13 protein-coding genes and 1 tRNA gene are annotated in these 16,754 nt (G+C 42.7%); 7 read left to right on the top strand and 7 right to left on the bottom strand.

From position 1 onward, the window contains the following. Positions 1-35: 35 nt before the first annotated feature. Positions 36-860, bottom strand: coding sequence for an AraC family transcriptional regulator (locus SVI_RS08185; protein WP_013051022.1), 825 nt, complete (start codon positions 858-860; stop codon positions 36-38). A gap of 277 nt (positions 861-1,137) precedes the next feature. Between SVI_RS08185 and nadE the strand changes: the two genes are divergently transcribed. Continuing rightward, positions 1,138-1,968, top strand: coding sequence for an ammonia-dependent NAD(+) synthetase (gene nadE / locus SVI_RS08190; protein WP_013051023.1), 831 nt, complete (start codon positions 1,138-1,140; stop codon positions 1,966-1,968). Positions 1,969-2,072: 104 nt separating this feature from the next. On the opposite strand, the gene SVI_RS08195 is transcribed toward nadE, so the two are convergent. Beyond that, on the bottom strand, positions 2,073-2,546 hold the full coding sequence (locus SVI_RS08195) for a DUF6942 family protein (RefSeq protein ID WP_013051024.1): 474 nt from the start codon (positions 2,544-2,546) through the stop codon (positions 2,073-2,075). A gap of 150 nt (positions 2,547-2,696) precedes the next feature. Here SVI_RS08195 and SVI_RS08200 point away from each other — a divergent pair, with 150 nt between their 5' ends. After that, positions 2,697-4,160: an alpha/beta hydrolase gene (locus SVI_RS08200; protein ID WP_041419801.1), complete on the top strand. Its 1,464-nt coding sequence runs from the start codon at positions 2,697-2,699 to the stop codon at positions 4,158-4,160. A gap of 457 nt (positions 4,161-4,617) precedes the next feature. Here the strand turns inward: SVI_RS08200 and efpL are convergent, their stop codons facing one another. The 4 genes from efpL to SVI_RS08220 all read right to left on the bottom strand — a co-directional run bounded on the left by efpL (position 4,618) and on the right by SVI_RS08220 (position 7,851). Continuing rightward, positions 4,618-5,196 (bottom strand): elongation factor P-like protein EfpL, encoded by a 579-nt coding sequence (efpL, locus tag SVI_RS08205; protein WP_013051026.1) that lies wholly within the window; start codon positions 5,194-5,196, stop codon positions 4,618-4,620. Between the two features lie 248 nt (positions 5,197-5,444). After that, a tRNA-Pro gene (locus SVI_RS08210) sits at positions 5,445-5,521 on the bottom strand. Positions 5,522-5,747: 226 nt separating this feature from the next. Beyond that, positions 5,748-7,535: a DUF3413 domain-containing protein gene (locus SVI_RS08215; protein ID WP_041419802.1), complete on the bottom strand. Its 1,788-nt coding sequence runs from the start codon at positions 7,533-7,535 to the stop codon at positions 5,748-5,750. Between the two features lie 100 nt (positions 7,536-7,635). After that, a complete protein-coding gene (locus tag SVI_RS08220) occupies positions 7,636-7,851 on the bottom strand; it encodes a YejL family protein (protein ID WP_013051028.1) in 216 nt (71 codons plus the stop codon). Positions 7,852-8,186: 335 nt separating this feature from the next. On the opposite strand from SVI_RS08220, the gene yejK reads away from it, so the two are divergent. Continuing rightward, entirely contained in the window at positions 8,187-9,218 is a 1,032-nt protein-coding gene (gene yejK, locus SVI_RS08225) for a nucleoid-associated protein YejK (RefSeq protein WP_013051029.1), read from the top strand. 423 nt (positions 9,219-9,641) lie between these two features. On the opposite strand, the gene SVI_RS08230 is transcribed toward yejK, so the two are convergent. After that, the gene (locus SVI_RS08230) at positions 9,642-10,373 is read right to left on the bottom strand and encodes a DUF4336 domain-containing protein (protein ID WP_013051030.1); all 732 of its coding nucleotides are present in this window, start codon (positions 10,371-10,373) and stop codon (positions 9,642-9,644) included. Between the two features lie 363 nt (positions 10,374-10,736). Here SVI_RS08230 and SVI_RS08235 point away from each other — a divergent pair, with 363 nt between their 5' ends. The 4 genes from SVI_RS08235 to SVI_RS08250 all read left to right on the top strand — a co-directional run bounded on the left by SVI_RS08235 (position 10,737) and on the right by SVI_RS08250 (position 16,538). After that, positions 10,737-11,618: a 6-carboxytetrahydropterin synthase gene (locus tag SVI_RS08235; protein ID WP_013051031.1), complete on the top strand. Its 882-nt coding sequence runs from the start codon at positions 10,737-10,739 to the stop codon at positions 11,616-11,618. 211 nt (positions 11,619-11,829) lie between these two features. Beyond that, a complete protein-coding gene (locus SVI_RS08240; RefSeq protein WP_013051032.1) occupies positions 11,830-12,666 on the top strand; it encodes a M23 family metallopeptidase in 837 nt (278 codons plus the stop codon). Between the two features lie 856 nt (positions 12,667-13,522). Beyond that, positions 13,523-15,241, top strand: coding sequence for a M12 family metallopeptidase (locus SVI_RS20705; protein WP_049791048.1), 1,719 nt, complete (start codon positions 13,523-13,525; stop codon positions 15,239-15,241). A gap of 832 nt (positions 15,242-16,073) precedes the next feature. Beyond that, positions 16,074-16,538 carry a hypothetical protein gene (locus tag SVI_RS08250; protein ID WP_013051036.1) on the top strand — a complete coding sequence of 155 codons (465 nt, stop codon included), beginning with the start codon at positions 16,074-16,076 and terminating at the stop codon, positions 16,536-16,538. Positions 16,539-16,754 lie beyond the last annotated feature (216 nt).

Genomic DNA, 16,754 nt, shown 5'->3' on the forward strand with positions numbered 1-16,754 from the left:
AAATTATTGCACTCAGATAAAAAATAGGACGTGATTTAGATGACGCGTTTCTGGAAGTGGGAGGGAGTCACCAGAAAGGCTTGCTTAAAGGCCTTGTTAAGATGGCTTTGATCGAAGAAGCCAACTTGCTGGGCGATATCTATCACAGCTTCGCCTTTTGCCAAGGCTTTCTTGGCATATTCTAAGCGTACGCGTTTTAAATAGGCGTGGGGTGTCATACCTGTGGCGGTTTTAAATTGACGTAGAAACTGAAATTTACTTAAGCCGACGGAAGTGGCTAAGCCTTCGAGTTGAAATACATTATGTATCTCGTCATGAAATTGAGCTTTAATATCAGTAATCTGTCGATAGGACAATGCTTGACGTTTCTGGCTCGTGACTTGAACTGAGCCGTAGCGCTCAAAAAGCTCAGTGGCGAAAGCTATCAAGCTGGTTTCTAGCTGTAATTGGGCTTGTATAGCATGGGGGCTGGTGAGATTTTTATGTAGATGTAAAAAAGCACGATAAAGATCCGGGGCCCATGAGAGAGGAGATGAAAAAAATTGTTCGCTGATATTAAGCTCTGAGGTGATCTGAGCGACATATTCGACCGGGATGGACATGACATTGGCTTGATAACCTTCGTCAGCAAGGCTTTGGCCATTATGAGCCTCATCGGGATTTAAGGTGGAGATGCAGCCTTTACCTAGATGATAACTCTCTCCCTTGTGCTGATATTTTTGACCACCTTGGGTCACGACCCCTATGTGATAGTCGAGATGAACATGTTGAGCAAATTCAAAATGGCGGAAACTGGCTGTACTCAGCTCCATTTCAGGCACTATCGGGTTACGCCAATATTCAATTTTCTCTTCTGTCACTTAGCTTAGCCACTCTTTTTTAGTCATTTGTTATCCAGTACAAGTACAAGTACAAGTACAAGTACAAGTACATGAGCATTGGATATTCAGCACACTTGTGGTGATCATGGGGCTGCATATCGCTGCCCTGATCTTATATTAGCTGCAGGGCATTAATCTAGGCTAGTAAAAAATTGCATTAACAAAATATGTTGCAATATAACACTGTATTAATCAGCATTTTGGCCCATAATATCAAACTCATCTGCTATACACTTATTCGATTGGAGTTCAGATTGTGAAGGGACAGATTTTACGTGAAATGAAGGTTCAAGCTGCGATAGAACCTGAATATGAAGTGCAAAGGCGCGTAGCTTTTATCAAATTGAAACTCAAAGAGTCCCATTGTAAGAGCTTAGTGCTTGGGATCAGTGGTGGGGTGGATTCATCACTCGCCGGCCGTTTATGCCAGATCTCAGTCGATGAACTAAACCATGAGGCAGAGCAGAGCGTTTATCAGTTTATTGCCGTACGTCTTCCTTACAATGTCCAGCAAGATGAAGATGAGGCTCAATTAGCCTGTCAATTTATCTCTCCTTCAAAGCAAGTCACGGTCAATATACATGAAGGTGTCGCCGGCGTTCATACTCATACTTTAGCCGGTCTTGAGGCTGCAGGAATTGAGCTTAGTGATAAAAATAAGGTCGATTTCGTTAAAGGCAACGTAAAGGCGAGAATGCGCATGATTGCACAATATGAAATCGCCGGCTTAACGGGTGGACTAGTGGTTGGCACCGATCATAGTGCAGAGAATATTACCGGTTTTTATACTAAGTGGGGCGACGGTGCTTGTGATTTAGCGCCGCTATTTGGTCTGAATAAACGTCAGGTACGCAAGCTTGCTGCTTTCTTAGGAGCGCCGGATGTATTAGTGCATAAAGCGCCAACGGCAGATCTTGAAGATGATAAGCCACAACTTGAAGACGAAGTTGCACTGGGCTTGACCTACGATCAGATAGATGACTTCTTGGAAGGTAAACCTGTCGATAGCTTGGTGGATGACAGACTCATTGGAATTTATAAGGCGACCCAGCATAAGCGGAAACCTATTCCGAGTATTTACGACTAAATGAAACCGTCTATAGGGCTCTATTTAACGAAAAGGCGCGCTAGCGCCTTTTTCATTGGCATTCATTTTATCGTCACAGACTCGCCAATTTATATCCCTAGGTATTATTTGTTTAGATAAGGTTTTAACTGTTCAATCAGGCTATTAGGAAATTGGCGGTAGTCCAGGTAAGGCGAGATAAAAACCCCTGAGCCATTCCCGTGTAGTTTATCTTGCTCGTCAAGGCTGTTAAACGACGTACTTGTGTAATGAATGTTTAACTTAGCAGCTGACTCAGCGCCGACTATGATGTGCCGCTTGGCTGTTAATGACAGCTCAGATGCAGCTATCATTATTTGCTCGTCATCTTTGAGTAGCTGAGTATCCCGATAGTTTTTCCAATCGGCATCTAGACTGGACAATTTGGCCATGATGGTTAATATCTTGCGCCAATGATTGCCATTAAGCGCGATGAGTGTTGCCGTGGCGTCTTCTTGGCGGTAACTCCACCCTTGGGGTAGAGTAGGGGCGTTTGGAAGGTAATAACAGGTCTGAGCGTCGGCATTGCCGATAAGCATACTAGACACGGATTTGGACATTATCTGCGCTGCCTATGTTCAAAACTAGAATGGGTGGATATTACCTAGTTAATCCGTGTAAGTTAACGAAATTAAATAAAATTCAACTTAAGCTGTCACCTTTATGGTTATTGGTGCCGGTTATTTGTGTCGAGGCATACTGGAACAGATATGAGAACGATCGTTATAGGCTCTACGAAACACCTGCTCATGGCGCTTTTTTATGCATCACTTGGGATTTTTGCTGCCTTGCTGGTGGCAGGGGTCTGGTTCCTTAACGCGAGACCTGAACTCGATATCTGGCACACAATAGAATTAAAGTCCGAATTTAAACGTACCCAGGGCCTAGAGACCTTCTCTGACTACCTAGCTCTTGAAGATACGCTTTTCGAAGAGGTCGAACAGAAGATCTATGATCAGACGCAGGCACCTCATCCGTCAATCTTAAATCGTTATGTCCGCGGCAGTTTGGCGGACCCGCAAAAGTGGCGTCATGACTGGAATCGCACTTATGAGTGGCCAAAAGCAGATGCTGACTTCGGTGTGTTATTGCTTCACGGTATGTCTGATTCCCCATACGCCTTATCCCATGTCGCAAAGCATTTTAAGGACAAGGCATATGTCTTAGGTTTGAGGTTGCCCGGTCACGGCACCATACCCTCAGGCTTAGTTAATATCCAATGGCAAGACATGGCCGCGGCCGTTTCCTTGGCCACAGAACATCTTAAACGTGAGCTAAAGGGTAAGCCTCTGTATGTGATAGGCTTTTCAACAGGGGCAGCACTGGCATTGAATCATGAGCTAGAACGATTGGCCAAGAACGAGGCGGCTGAATATGCTGGTATGGTGTTTCTCTCTCCGGCTATAGGTCTACCCCCTGTGGCTGCGGGCGCACAGTGGCAGGCGACATTAGGCACCTTATTGGGATTAGAGAAGCTGAGCTGGAACAGTATTCAGACAGAGTATGATCCCTTTAAGTACAACTCTTTTGCGGTAAACGCCGGCGATCTTGTCTATCAACTCGCAGAACGTAATCAGCTGCTGTTAGATCAAACGTCAATGCAGCAACTTAAGTCTCTGCCATCTGTGTTGGCATTTCAATCCTTGGCTGATGATACCGTTTCGACCCAGGCGGTATTCTCGGGTTTATTTCAAAAGCTACCTCAGGATAATCATCAACTGGTTATCTTCGATATCAATCGTACTCAGATCAATATGGGGCTCATTGCACAAGATCCTATGTTGCACTTCGATGGCTTATTTAATACCAAACACCTTAAATACGACTTGACCTTAGTACACAATAATTTCGAGACAGCAGATTTGATTCGGGACGTGGTGGCTGAGACCCATTTTTCTCAAGGCGAGCCTGTAATTGAAGCTCTAAATTTGAGCTGGCCGAGGAATGTCTATTCTCTGTCTCATGTTGCGCTACCTTTTCCTATTGAAGACAGCTTGTATGGTCCACAAGGAGTGGATTATGTTAAGCGAGTTCAGATAGGCGCTGCATCAACTAGAGGCGAGCGTGGTGTGCTTGGTGTATCGGCCGATGAGATATTAAGGCAGAAATGGAATCCATTCTTTCCCTATCTTATCTCTAGAACAGATAAGTTTATTGAAGGATTAGAACCGTAAGCTGCCAGCTTTGAAACTACTGAGATAGAAACAGGCATTGAAACTACTGGTATTAAAACTACATGCATTAAATTAAGTCTGTTTTTATCTTTAAGCTCATCTTTGTATGCCTGATAGAAGATGATAGCAACAAGCTGATGTATTTAAATCAATACATGATTGCTGTTTTGATGCTGATCGCGTGATGGGATAACGAATGATTTGTGGCTTATAACGCCGTTAGAAACTGAGGGGGAATACAAGGTTTAAGCCGTATAAACCTGGGCTGATGCATGAGTCTTGCTGTTGGCGTAGATAGCTATTTCTGACCCATGCTGAATGAATTTTTTAATGAAGTGTTCAATGAAGTGTTTAATAAGTAGCTCGATTAATCGACTCCTCCAGCATTGATTGTTAATCAAGTAGACCTGTTATTTGGCGTCAAATAGCAGGTCCATATGTTGTTAATCTAGGCCCATTAAGCTTTAGAGTCGGAGCGACTCATAAACTTCTGTTCGGCGGTGTTGATCTTAATCTTCTCACCATTGGCGATATATTCGGGAACCTGTACCGTTAGTCCGGTTGAGAGAGTCGCTGGCTTAGTGCGGGCACTGGCAGAAGCTCCCTTGATAGAAGGGTCAGTTTCAACAATGACCAGGTCGACATGAGAAGGCAGTTCGATGGCAACGGGTGAACCATCGACAGTTAGCACATGCAAGCCTTGAGTGTCTTCAGTGATATAGAGCAACTCATTGGCTATGGTGTCTTTGTTAAAATGGTAAGGGGTGTAATCTTCTACATCCATGAAGACATACTCATCACCATCGATATAAGAGAAGGTGACATCGTGATGGCTCAGATCAGCAAGGCTAATCATGTCATCGGCCTTGAAGGTTTGATCGAGTTTAGAACCTGAAGCGACATCGTACATACGCATGCGGTATAGGCTACCTCCCGAGCGTCCCTGTGGTACAGAACGTTCAATATCTCTGATGAGATAAACACTATTGTTGAATTCGATAGCGGTATTTTTTTTAACGTCGCTTGCCTTTGGCATGATTTACATCTCAATAAGTAATTTTGTCAGTAAAATATCATGGTCTAAGACTTATACCAATCTGCTATGCATAAAATGACGTTTTTATCTGACTCATGGCTCTGAAAAAGGTGTTATCCAGCTATATTTGTTGTTGGCTTTGGATATTTTTTGGGGGAGGCGAAGGAGATAACGAGGTGAGAGTAAACTATGTGTATCTGTAAGACAGCAAAAAGCCAGACCCATTGCTGAGTCTGGCTTTTCTAATGTGGTCGGGATAGCAGGATTTGAACCTGCGATCTCTTGTCCCCCAGACAAGCGCCTTACCGGACTAGGCCATATCCCGAGATTTTCTTAGAATTAATACTGCTTCTAAGAACACCTAAACATCTTTTTTAAAGGGGCTATTTAGGTGAGGCAGAACTTTAGCAAGTCATTTAAGATTCTGCAAGCTATTCGTCAATAATCTGGTTCTAACTGCTTAGTTTGCAAGCTCTTTAGCCAGTAATGATTCGATTAACACTCATTACTGGCTCAAATAGCTGATTATAAACTGCACTGACTGTGTATATTTAGTTGTTATACATCCTACGACTTTCACGCATGACTTCGATTAGCTCAGGTGCGCTCATCTTCTTGCGCAGGCGCTGCTGGTAATTTTCATCATAGATACGGTATTTACCGTGTCTGTCGATCACGGTTATTTCAGATTTTTGATAGATGCCAAATATACGATTATCGCCAACATATACCCAAGACTCTGCATCGGGTTGCAATAGGCTTCTACCTGCACTGTAATCGGTTGCTGGATTCGTACAGCCAAGTACTTGAGTCATCAAGGTAGGGACTATGCCGTAGTGGCTGGTACGATAATTGACGTCTTTTGCAGGTGACTGTGGCCAGTGGATCACTAAGGGAACCTGAACATTGGCAGGAGAGAGATCACCTCTAGCCTCATCCAGACTACTGGTGAATAACTTACCACTGACTCCAGTGATAATGACCAAGGTATCAGTCGGCAGATTAGTGATGATTTTTTCAATTTCTTGATCAATAAAATATAACGACTGACGATATTGATTGAACAATACTCGTTGGGCAGGGGTTATTTTTCGTTCAGACTGGACGGTTTCAATCCCCATAAATCCGATAGGGGTATCATAGCTGTCAGGAGCTCTGAGGTTGATTAGGCCAAACCAAGGGCTTTTCTGTGCCTGTTTCCAAGTTTGAAATCCTGCGATAGTTTCAATGTCTTGAGCCGCATCGCTACTATTTGGCGCCGAAATCACCTGCTCAAAATCATTATATATGGCTTTAGGCATCTGACTGCTATGTTCGCCAGAGAATAGGCCAAGTTGGTAGCCCTGTCGCTTCAATACTTGAGTCAATAGTGGAGAGACCTGTGACAACCGACTCGAGTTGATATAACTGCCTTGAAGTCCATAAAGAATGGAGAACATGCCGCTGTTGAACTGATTTCCGCCACTTATGTGGTGAAGGAACTCTTGGTTGTTATCAGCATACTGACTGAAGAAGGGCATGGTCTTGCTATTGACCATATCGGCTCTAAGACTGTCTATGGTTAATAACAAGATATTAGGCTGCACTTCATTGGTCTTAGTACATTGCAGAGGCTGTTTGGGGTAATTTAAATTACTTCTCAGTGACGAGCTGACTTTAGTCTGAGTCGAGCTGTCTATGCCATGGCTTTCCATAAATGATCGGGCCGTTGCTGGATAGGAGAGCGGGTAAGCATCATCGAGACGGGTGATCTCCGTGATATCTGCGGCATCGGCCCAGATATGGATCAGATGGCTGCTGATAAAACATAGACCCACGAAGGCGACGACCTTATTACCACAACGTGCCTTGTGGATTTTTTCGATCCGTTTCCAAAGGAAGTTGGCCACAGTGAGCTCAATGGCTAAGATCCCTAAGGGGGTAATGATATAAGAGGTACCGCGAAGCAGGGCATTGAGGTCGGCCCATGCCAAGTCGAACACAAATGGACTCAGGTGTAGACCATAATCATCATAAATGATGGTGTCATAGAGTAAGATACATAAACTTAAGGTGGCAACGCTTGCTGCATAGCCACGTAAAATCTTGGAATAGGGCAGCAACAAGGTGACGGGGAATACCAGCACCAAATAAACGATAAAGCCCAAGAAACTAAAGTGACCTAAGGTGCTGGTGGCCAGGTAACCCCAGCCAATCCAAGTCTCTGGATAACCTACCGTATCGAGATACCGTAAGCCCACAATCATGGCAAGAAAGCCGTTGAAGAAGGCGAACCAATGTCCCCAACTCACTAAGCGTGATACGCGATCACGCCCCATTTCTTTTTTACGCTCGACCATGTGGCTCCGCTTACGGTTTAAGTGCTTATTTATTAGATACTAAAGTATCTTATGTATTTTTTATTAAATGCAGCTAATTTTCAACGAATGAAGGCTTATATTAGCGTTTAACAGACTGAGCTAGGGCTTTTGAAAACTGCTCTGCTACCTGTGTCCTGGCTTCCTGAGGCACTTTACGTGCAAGAAGGTCTGTCACGCAGTTGCCTAATACCATAAGTCTTAGGTCTGTCGGTGCTTGATGCTTATCCATCACAGCACTGATTTCAGCAATAAGAGATTCAACTTGAGTGTTTGAATATTTTGATTTTATAGCCATATTAAAAAAGTGTTTCATTTACCGAGATATTTGGCGCTTATGATAACCGAAATTCAGCCTAAGCACGATATCTAAGCACTGCTTAGGCTTATTTTGATAGCAATATTCATCTTATACTTGTTCAAATACGGTTAATGACTCTTTTTATGAGAATTAGCTTGTGAGTTCTAATCATCTTAATCATCTTATTCTTGAAGCAAGATTTCAATTGGGGCAATATAGGCTCATTAAGATTGAGCCGAAAATGAGGCACTGTTTAAGCGGTTCGAGTCGCGCGATCAGTGACCTTACTATCGGTGATACCACATTTTTAACCATTATCTTTATCGAGACCTATGAGCATAAACGTCGAACAAGCCATCATCCATGCCATTATTCAAGACAGTGACGGACAGCTAAGCTGTCGATTACGTCCCCAACCTTTATTGAACGGCGAAGCCGTTGAAGCCATGTTGGATGAATTACATCAAACTTACACCACTAAGGCGGGTAAAGGTTTTGGACATTTCGGCATCTCAGGTGAAGATGGCGAGGCTAACCCTAAGTTTATGGAGGCGTTAACTGAGTACAGAGATGGTCAACTTGGCTTCGTCGAATTTTCCGGTTTAGCGGGTAAGTTATTGCAAGAAGAGTTGTCTAAATACGATTTCAGCCAAGGTGGTTACTTACTTTTGGCTTGTTACACCCATATGACTAGTGACTTCCTGTATGTTTCTTTGCTGAATGCCAAGTCGTCTATGACTGTGCTCGATGATATGGAATTATCACAAAATACTCATTTAGATCTTAAAGATGTACAACTTGCGGCGCGTATCGATCTGACCGAATGGCAGGCGGATGAAGGTTCACGTAAATATATTTCATTTATTCGTGGACGCGCGGGCAGAAAGGTTGCCGACTTCTTCCTCGATTTTATGGGTTGTGTAGAAGGCGTTAACACTAAGGCTCAGAATAAGCAGTTGATGAATGCCGTCGAAGACTTCGTCTCCAGCAGTGAATTGACTAAAGATGAAGGTCAGCAGTGCCGTGAGAAAGTATTCAATTACTGTACCGAGCGTTGTGATGTCGGTGCCGATATTGAGATAAAAGATCTTGCCGATGAGCTAGCCGATAGTGGCATGGAATCTTTCTACGATTTTGCCAAGGGTGGCGACTATGAACTTGAAGATGAGTTCCCTGGAGACAAGCCAACCTTACGCCAACTGAAGAAGTTTTCCGGTACTGGTGGTGGCGTGACCCTGAGTTTCGATGGAGCACACTTAGGTGAGCGAGTTATGTATGATCCCATCTCAGACACCATAATGATAAAGGGCGTACCGGCTAACCTTAAAGATCAACTCGATCGTCGTTTGAAAGGCGGTCAGTAATTTTCATATTTTAGTTGGAAAATGGTGAATGTATGATTCAATATTTTCAGACACAATAATGATAAAGGGCGTACCGGCTAACCTTAAAGATTAACTCGATCGTCGTTTGAAAGGCGGTCAGTAATTTTCATATTTTAGTTGAAAAATGGTGAATGTAGGATTCAACATTCTCAGACACAATAATGATAAAGGGCGTACCGGCTAACCTTAAAGATCAACTCGATCGTCGTTTGAAAGGCGGTCAGTAATTTTTAGGTTCTAAAGGCGGCCAGTAATTTTCATATTTTAGCTGAAAAATGGTGAATGTATGATTCCATATTTTCAGACACCATGAATGATAAAGGCGCTATTAAGCGCCTTTTTTGTTGACTGAATTTAATCGCCACTTGGACTTTACGGATTAACTGAGCAATTCCTGAGTAGCTAATCCAGCCAGCGAAATGATCGCTTTAGGAAGGCTGGTACGTCTTGCCAGATACACTCACCATGGGCTATCACTATTTTTTTAGGTTGCCATGCTTGGATTTTTTTCAAGCATGTTCTGGCCTTGTCTTTACCAAATATAAAACTGATACGCCAGTCGGCGGGTGTCTGACCGTCCGGAGCTAAGATACCTACTAACTTGGCTATGTGGTTTTGCCAAGGTTTAAAGTGTGAAGTTGGAAAGTTTTCTATGAGATCGGTCAAGATGAGTGTGCCACTGGCTTTATGAAAGAAGACGACCTCTTCCATTGCAGGGCTCCCGCTAAAGATTAGCTGGTCTATCTGATCACGCCAGGCATCATTGGGTGTTGATATTAGTTCGCTGGAAAATGGGATGTCCGGGCATTTCTTTAATAGGCCTGGCGCCGCATAGGAACTTGCATCTGGATAGCTGGATATCCACTGTTGAATAAAGAGATAATGGATCTTATTTGGGGCGATGAGATAGCAGACCTCACCTAAACTGTCGACCTCTTGTTGTAGCGAATCCGTCAACTTACAGGGAGAATGTACCCATAACTTACCATTACCGAGGCGAATTATTGTCATTCGAGTGGTATAGGGCATGCCATAGAATGACACTGTAGGGCCATCGTAGTACCAAATATCTGCGTCTATTTGCTGTAAGAGACTCAGATGAGTATCGCTGGGATTGAGTAACGAATCGGGCATATACACCTCCTGTGTAGTTAGCAGTAATATCAATCAGGTATAAGCTCACGAAAAGTTAATACAACAGGAAAACTATATACCGAAAACCATATTCACAAGCTATTTACAAAAACTATAAGAGCAAGTTAATAGTAAACCGAGTGATTCGAAGTGAATTATTAGGCTTATGTTGATGACAAATCAAGCATACTCGCCAAGTTTACACTTAGTCGTAATAAACGGGTCGAAAATTGGCGTTATCACATGTAAACTTGCAGAAACCTCCAAGATAATGTGAATTTGTCTTGAGACACTATTTTAGTCCTTTGGCCATTGCCGAATGGACGTAAAAAAGGTGGACTGTTTTTCCATCTAGGAGCCTAAATGCAACTTTTTGTTAGAGATTTAACCGTAATCGATTTTTCTTACCTATGTCCTATTCGCGGTATGGTTGGGGAGAGCTGGATAGTCGATGTTTTGCTCGATGGTGGCTTAGATGAGCAAAATATGGTGTTAGACTTTTCTAAAGTTAAACGCACCATCAAGAATACAATCGATGAAGTTGCCGATCACCGCTTACTTATCCCAACGGCTTGCAGTGAAGTGCGCTGGCAACAGCAAGGCGACAAAGTCTGGATGGACTTTAGCAGCCTGCAGGGCGATATTCACCTTGCATGTCCGGCTCAAGCTTTCGCCTTGATCCCCAGTGAAATTATCGATTTTGATAGTGTGAATGCCTTCTTGCAGAAAGCATTGAGAGCTGTATTACCGGATAATGTCGAAGGTATTACATTAACGCTGCGTAATGAGATGCATGAAACGCCATTTTATCACTACTCCCATGGTCTTAAAAAGCACGATGGTAACTGCCAACGTATAGCTCATGGTCACCGTAGCCCAATCAATATTTTCGAAAACGGTATTGCGGCACCTAAGTGGGATGAATATTGGGCTAAGCGTTGGAAAGACATCTATCTGGGTACCAAAGAAGATGTGGTTAACTTAAGTTCGTTAACACTTTCTCCCCAGGCAAAGGTGAGTGAAGATACTCATTATGGTTTCTGTTATCAGGCACCACAGGGGGAGTTCCAACTCGCCATGCCGAAATCTCGATGTGAAATCATTCCACATGACACTACGGTTGAGCTTCTGGCTGAATTTATCGCTAATACTTTGATTGAAAAAACGCCTAAGAGTGAATTTAAAGTGATCGCTTATGAAGGTGTGGGCAAAGGGGCTATCTCAGTAAAAGGCAACTCGATTTAGACTGGATTAAAGTGAACCGGTTTAAGTTAAGGCTCTGCTGAATTCGGCAGCCATTAATTGGGCTGCCTAAGTTTAGGCTTATTGGTTTAGGGAGAACGCGTACCTAGCATCTAGATCTTCGATAGCGAATATTCAAGAGCTGTTTTTACTGAGGCTAATGTCTGTATATTAATGATCACGACGAGTCCAATCACATATAACTGGAAATTAAATGTCTTTATTACCTAAGATAGTCGCACCTCTGGCTGCGCTAACACTCTTATTTACCTTTAATGCATCTGCGCAAATTCAGCTGACGGGTAAGATGGAGCAGGGCGCCTTGATCCGAGCTATGGTCGAGCCTGGTACTCAAGTATATCTCAACGGAAAAGCTATTAAGGTGACCCCAGAAGGCGCCTTCGCATTTGGTTTTTCCCGCGAGGCCGAGCTAAAGCAAGAGTTAAAACTTATTTATCCAGATGGCCTGACTCAGATAAAGCCGTTAAGTATTAAGACCAAAGAATACAAGATAGACAGGGTGAACGGGATCAGTAAAAAGATCATGACGCCAGATCCTAAAGCGCTGGAGCGTTCGGCCAAAGACAGCAAACAAGTCAAAGCCGCCAGAAGTCAGTTTTCTGAGCTTGAGTCTTTCACGCAAGATTTCATCTGGCCACTCACTGGACGTATCTCTGGTGTCTATGGCAGCCAGCGTGTTTATAACGGTAAGCCGGGAAATCCCCATTATGGCGTCGATATTGCCGCAAAAACCGGTACTGTTGTCGTCGCTCCTGCCGATGGCGTTATTAGTTTATCTGTAGCAGATATGTTTTATTCAGGCGGTACGATTATTCTAGACCATGGCTATGGTGTTAATTCTACCTTTCTGCACCTGAGTAAGTTATATGTCAAAGACGGCGAGATCATCAAGCAGGGCCAACCTATTGCCGAAGTCGGAGCGACAGGCCGGGTTACTGGCCCGCATCTAGACTGGCGTGTTAACTGGTATCAAATGCGTCTCGATCCTGTGACGATAGTACCGAACATGGCTGAAGTGCTTAAGAAGTAACTAAGCCCTATACAGTGTTGCTCTGGAAAATATCATGAGTAAACAAAGATAGAGCTCTCACATGGGCTTTATCTTTCCGCCTACTTATCAGTTCATTGCGAGTTGATTTTAAAAACGCACAATCCCTTGGTTACCCATGTCCTGCGGATACTTTTTATCATTAAAAATGATGAAGCTCTTGCTCCAATACAGATAAATTCTCTCAGTTTTTATACCAGTTTTTATACCAGTTTTTATGCCCGTTTGTATATTCTAGTGTCGAGTACCTAGCTTGGTCGAACGGCCTCAAAAACGGTGATGTTTTGGTAAACCAATAAGATTTCCACCCATTTATATGACCCCAAACTCTAAGCTACTCACATTCCAGTAACTAAGGGGGTTAGCTCAACATCAATGAATATGGATGGCTTTGTTGGCGGCTTCTTTGTTGGAGGCTGCAAGCTGCCGAATTCATACTCACCAAGTTTGTCATGCCATTTTCTGGTTAAAGCTGGATTAAAGCAATCGTCGCCAGTTTATGATTTACTTATACTTATTCTAGTGACGTATGTCGCCCGTACTTATTTAGCTTTGCTTAATTAAAATGTTATCTGCTTTATTTATTTTGACTCTGTTTTTAGGTGGCTAAACTTTAATCATTAAATTCCCTTGTTCAATGCCGCTATTTGCCTGTTGGTAGCCTTTCCTATACCTATTCAACTGCTGTTTTGCTAGTTTTTTATTGAGTAGTTACAAATTTAAATATCACTTTTTACCATGCTAATAAAGCAGCTTGCTATGGCATGAATAGAATGAAAAATATTTGGTAACTACTAACGAAAACAATTAAACAATAATAATAGAGGGAAGTTTTATCATGAGTAAATTATCTTTAATTACCTTAGGTATATTGGCAGCCAGTCTAGTGACTAGCTCCATTGTATTAGCCGATGAAACTAGTCGTACTGGAAAAGATAACCTAATGGGTTTTTCCAGTGAAGGTCGGCAATTAGTAAGCATAAAAACTAATGACGGTAATGAATTTGTCGCTGTGGATATCAATGGTCAAGCCTTTGTTGGTGATATTTTATTAGGGGAAACCCAAGAGTTACTAAAACATGGATTAATCATGGTGGATAACTCCCAGCAGGTTTACCAAAGCGATATTAATGCCAATGCTGCTATTATATATCCTAACTCAGGAGCGGTTTGGCCCAATGGGGTTGTGCCGTACGTCATGAGCACTAGTTTATCTAGTTCAGCGCGTAATGCGCTTTATTATGCCATTGATCATTGGAATAATAGTGGTACTGGCATTCAGTTAGTCCCACGAACGAATGAAGGTTCGTATATTAATATGATTAATGCTGGTGGTTGTTACTCAATGATTGGCCGTCAAGGTGGCGTGCAAGATCTTGGTTTAGCTGCAAACTGTGGTAATGGTGCAGCTGTGCATGAAATTGGCCATGCGGTTGGTTTCTATCATGAACAATCGCGAAATGATCGCGATAGCTATCTCACTATTAATTGGAGCAATATTGCCTCTAGCATGCAGTATAACTTCCAAAAAATGGGCTCCGGTGGCATGGACCATGGCAGTTATGACTATTACTCCATCATGCATTATTTTTCTACAGCCTTCAGTATTAATGGTTACCCAACTATGGTGCCGACCGACAGTTCAATTAACTTAAGTGTTATGGGTTTTGCACAAGTCTTAAGTAATAAAGACATCAGTGCTGCTAGCTATTTATACGGAGGCGGAGTAAATCCTTCACTACCTTCAACCCCCAGTGATCTAGTAGCAAGTAAGGTTACTAATCGCTCCTTTAACCTAACCTGGTCGGCTGTGAGTGGTGCCAGTCAATATGATGTCGAGCGCTGGATTGATAATACAGGTTGGATATCAGCAGGGACGAGCACGAGTAATACCATCAATATTTCAGGATTAAGCAACCCAGAGCAGTGGGTGCATGTTAAAGCGAAAAATAATGCCGGAGCGAGTGATTACAGTGATTATATTTATGTGCAACTTACAGACGTTGCCCAATGTGATGGCATTGCCACACCAGTAGCGCCGGTAACCAGCAATATTACCCATTCTGGTTTTACGTTAACTTGGTCTGCCACCACTGGCGCTGATTATTATCAAGTGCAAATATGGGATCAGGCAACGAGTTCTTGGGATTTTTTCGCTAATGTTAACGGCACTAGCTATGATGTAACGGGTTTAACGGAAACAAAAGTCTATGCTCGAATAGTTGCACATAATAATTGTGATGATGAACCACAGATAAGCAGTTGGATCACTATTAGCCTAGCAGCCACTTCATGCACTGCCGCGCCAGCAACACCTACTGGGTTAACCTATAGTAATTCTACTTATGATCAATTTGATGCTAGCTGGAGCCAGGTAGCTGGGGCGACTCGTTATGATGTGCAACTGTGGGATGGTCAGTGGACGGATGCAGCAAGCAGCGCCGATGTTTCAGTAAGTGTTGATAAGCTATACCCTGGCGGTAGCAACTATTTTCAGGTTAGTGCGAGTAATGCATGCGGTAGTAGCAGTTATAGTAATTACATCGCGGTAAATTAAACCTAATTAATAGTTCTGACGGTAACAAGGCCTCTTGTTACCGTTTTTTGTGGTAGTTAAACAAGAGTTAACAGCATAGTTACCCATTTTATTGACCCATGCTAGAAGCTTCATACATTCTAGGCTCCCAGAATAATTCTGTCATAGAGTAGCAGCTTACTTGATGCTAAAGTGTTAGCGCTCTGTGTCCTGCTTGTTTTGAATCTTTAGTGTGTTCATAGGCATTCCACCTTGGCGAGGCCGGTTGGTTTAAGCTTACATACACTGGTGTCTGGGGGATTATTTCCTCTCAGTATCATCAGGCTTCAAAAGCTGAAGATCATCGTATCTGGGTTGCCCGCATTTACCTGGCATTTTCTCTTCGGAAGTCTATTTTTCTGGACGAGACTCAGCGATGGAACAAATAACGGCTGTTATTAATCGCCAATAAGCTTACTCACTGGTAAGCAGGTCTTCGCGAGATAAACTCGTGAAGCTGGCGTCAACTGGAAAAGGAAATGTACATTAGCCAAAACCATTAATAGGCTGGCTATAAGGCTATAAGGCTATAAGGCTATAAGGCTATAAGGCTATAAGGCTATAAGGCTATAAGACTATAAGACTATAAGACTATAAGACTATAAGACTATAAGACTATAAGACTATAAGACTATAAGACTATAAGACTATAAGATCATAAACACTGTTATCTATTTCCTATGGCCGGGCATGCTAAGGATTATGATTAAAAAATTGATAATTTTAATCACGCCGATATAAGTTAACAAGCACAAATAGGTATTAATATTAACCCTAGTCTTGCGTTAGACGAATATAAACTGCGGAGTAAAAAATGATTATTGAAATATTACAATTGAGTTCATGCTTAGCATTAGGATTACTGGTTGGTAGTTTACTTACCGAAGCCATGATTTTAGTGCCCCATTGGCGCACGATGGAGCCAAAAGAGTTTTTAAGCCTACATCATACTCTTGGTCCTAGGCTATTCATGTATTTTGCGCCATTAACTATTTTGGCGACTATTATTCCAGTCTTATCTGGGGTTATGCCGCTTATATTGGGTACAAGTTCACATTGGATTTCGCGAGTACCCGCAATCATTACTCTGATCATGCTAGCGATATATTTTGGCTATTTTAAAGGGGCCAATGAGAGTTTTAAATCTGGAACTGTCGGTGTCGAGGGGCTTGCGGAAGAATTGAAAAAATGGGCTAAATGGCATTGGATAAGGGTTATTCTTGGTATCGTGGCGTTCTTTACATCCCTGTTAGTGATTCTGACCATACCTAACCAATAATAAAGACATTGAAGCCCACGGCTTATTTAAGCGCTCATGGCTAATGGTCGCGGTATGGGGGATGAGTTTATATAGGTATGATTTTCACAGTCCTTGTATAACACGGCTCGCTTTGTCAATGTCGAGGATTATTCCAGTTATAAAAAGTCCATGGGTGGGCCTAAAAAGACATAAAGCGCTCAGATGGGGCTTAAGTATTGGCAAACCATAAACCAT

Source organism: Shewanella violacea DSS12 (genome assembly GCF_000091325.1).
Lineage (GTDB): Bacteria > Pseudomonadota > Gammaproteobacteria > Enterobacterales > Shewanellaceae > Shewanella > Shewanella violacea.

Coding starts and splice junctions, on each gene's coding strand:
- yejK (WP_013051029.1), top strand. CDS start 8,187: ATGAGCATAAACGTCGAACAAGCCATCATCCATGCCATTATTCAAGAC.
- SVI_RS08230 (WP_013051030.1), bottom strand. CDS start 10,373: ATGCCCGATTCGTTACTCAATCCCAGCGATACTCATCTGAGTCTCTTA.
- SVI_RS08215 (WP_041419802.1), bottom strand. CDS start 7,535: ATGGTCGAGCGTAAAAAAGAAATGGGGCGTGATCGCGTATCACGCTTA.
- SVI_RS08235 (WP_013051031.1), top strand. CDS start 10,737: ATGCAACTTTTTGTTAGAGATTTAACCGTAATCGATTTTTCTTACCTA.
- SVI_RS08240 (WP_013051032.1), top strand. CDS start 11,830: ATGTCTTTATTACCTAAGATAGTCGCACCTCTGGCTGCGCTAACACTC.
- SVI_RS08200 (WP_041419801.1), top strand. CDS start 2,697: ATGAGAACGATCGTTATAGGCTCTACGAAACACCTGCTCATGGCGCTT.
- efpL (WP_013051026.1), bottom strand. CDS start 5,196: ATGCCAAAGGCAAGCGACGTTAAAAAAAATACCGCTATCGAATTCAAC.
- SVI_RS20705 (WP_049791048.1), top strand. CDS start 13,523: ATGAGTAAATTATCTTTAATTACCTTAGGTATATTGGCAGCCAGTCTA.
- SVI_RS08195 (WP_013051024.1), bottom strand. CDS start 2,546: ATGTCCAAATCCGTGTCTAGTATGCTTATCGGCAATGCCGACGCTCAG.
- SVI_RS08220 (WP_013051028.1), bottom strand. CDS start 7,851: ATGGCTATAAAATCAAAATATTCAAACACTCAAGTTGAATCTCTTATT.
- SVI_RS08250 (WP_013051036.1), top strand. CDS start 16,074: ATGATTATTGAAATATTACAATTGAGTTCATGCTTAGCATTAGGATTA.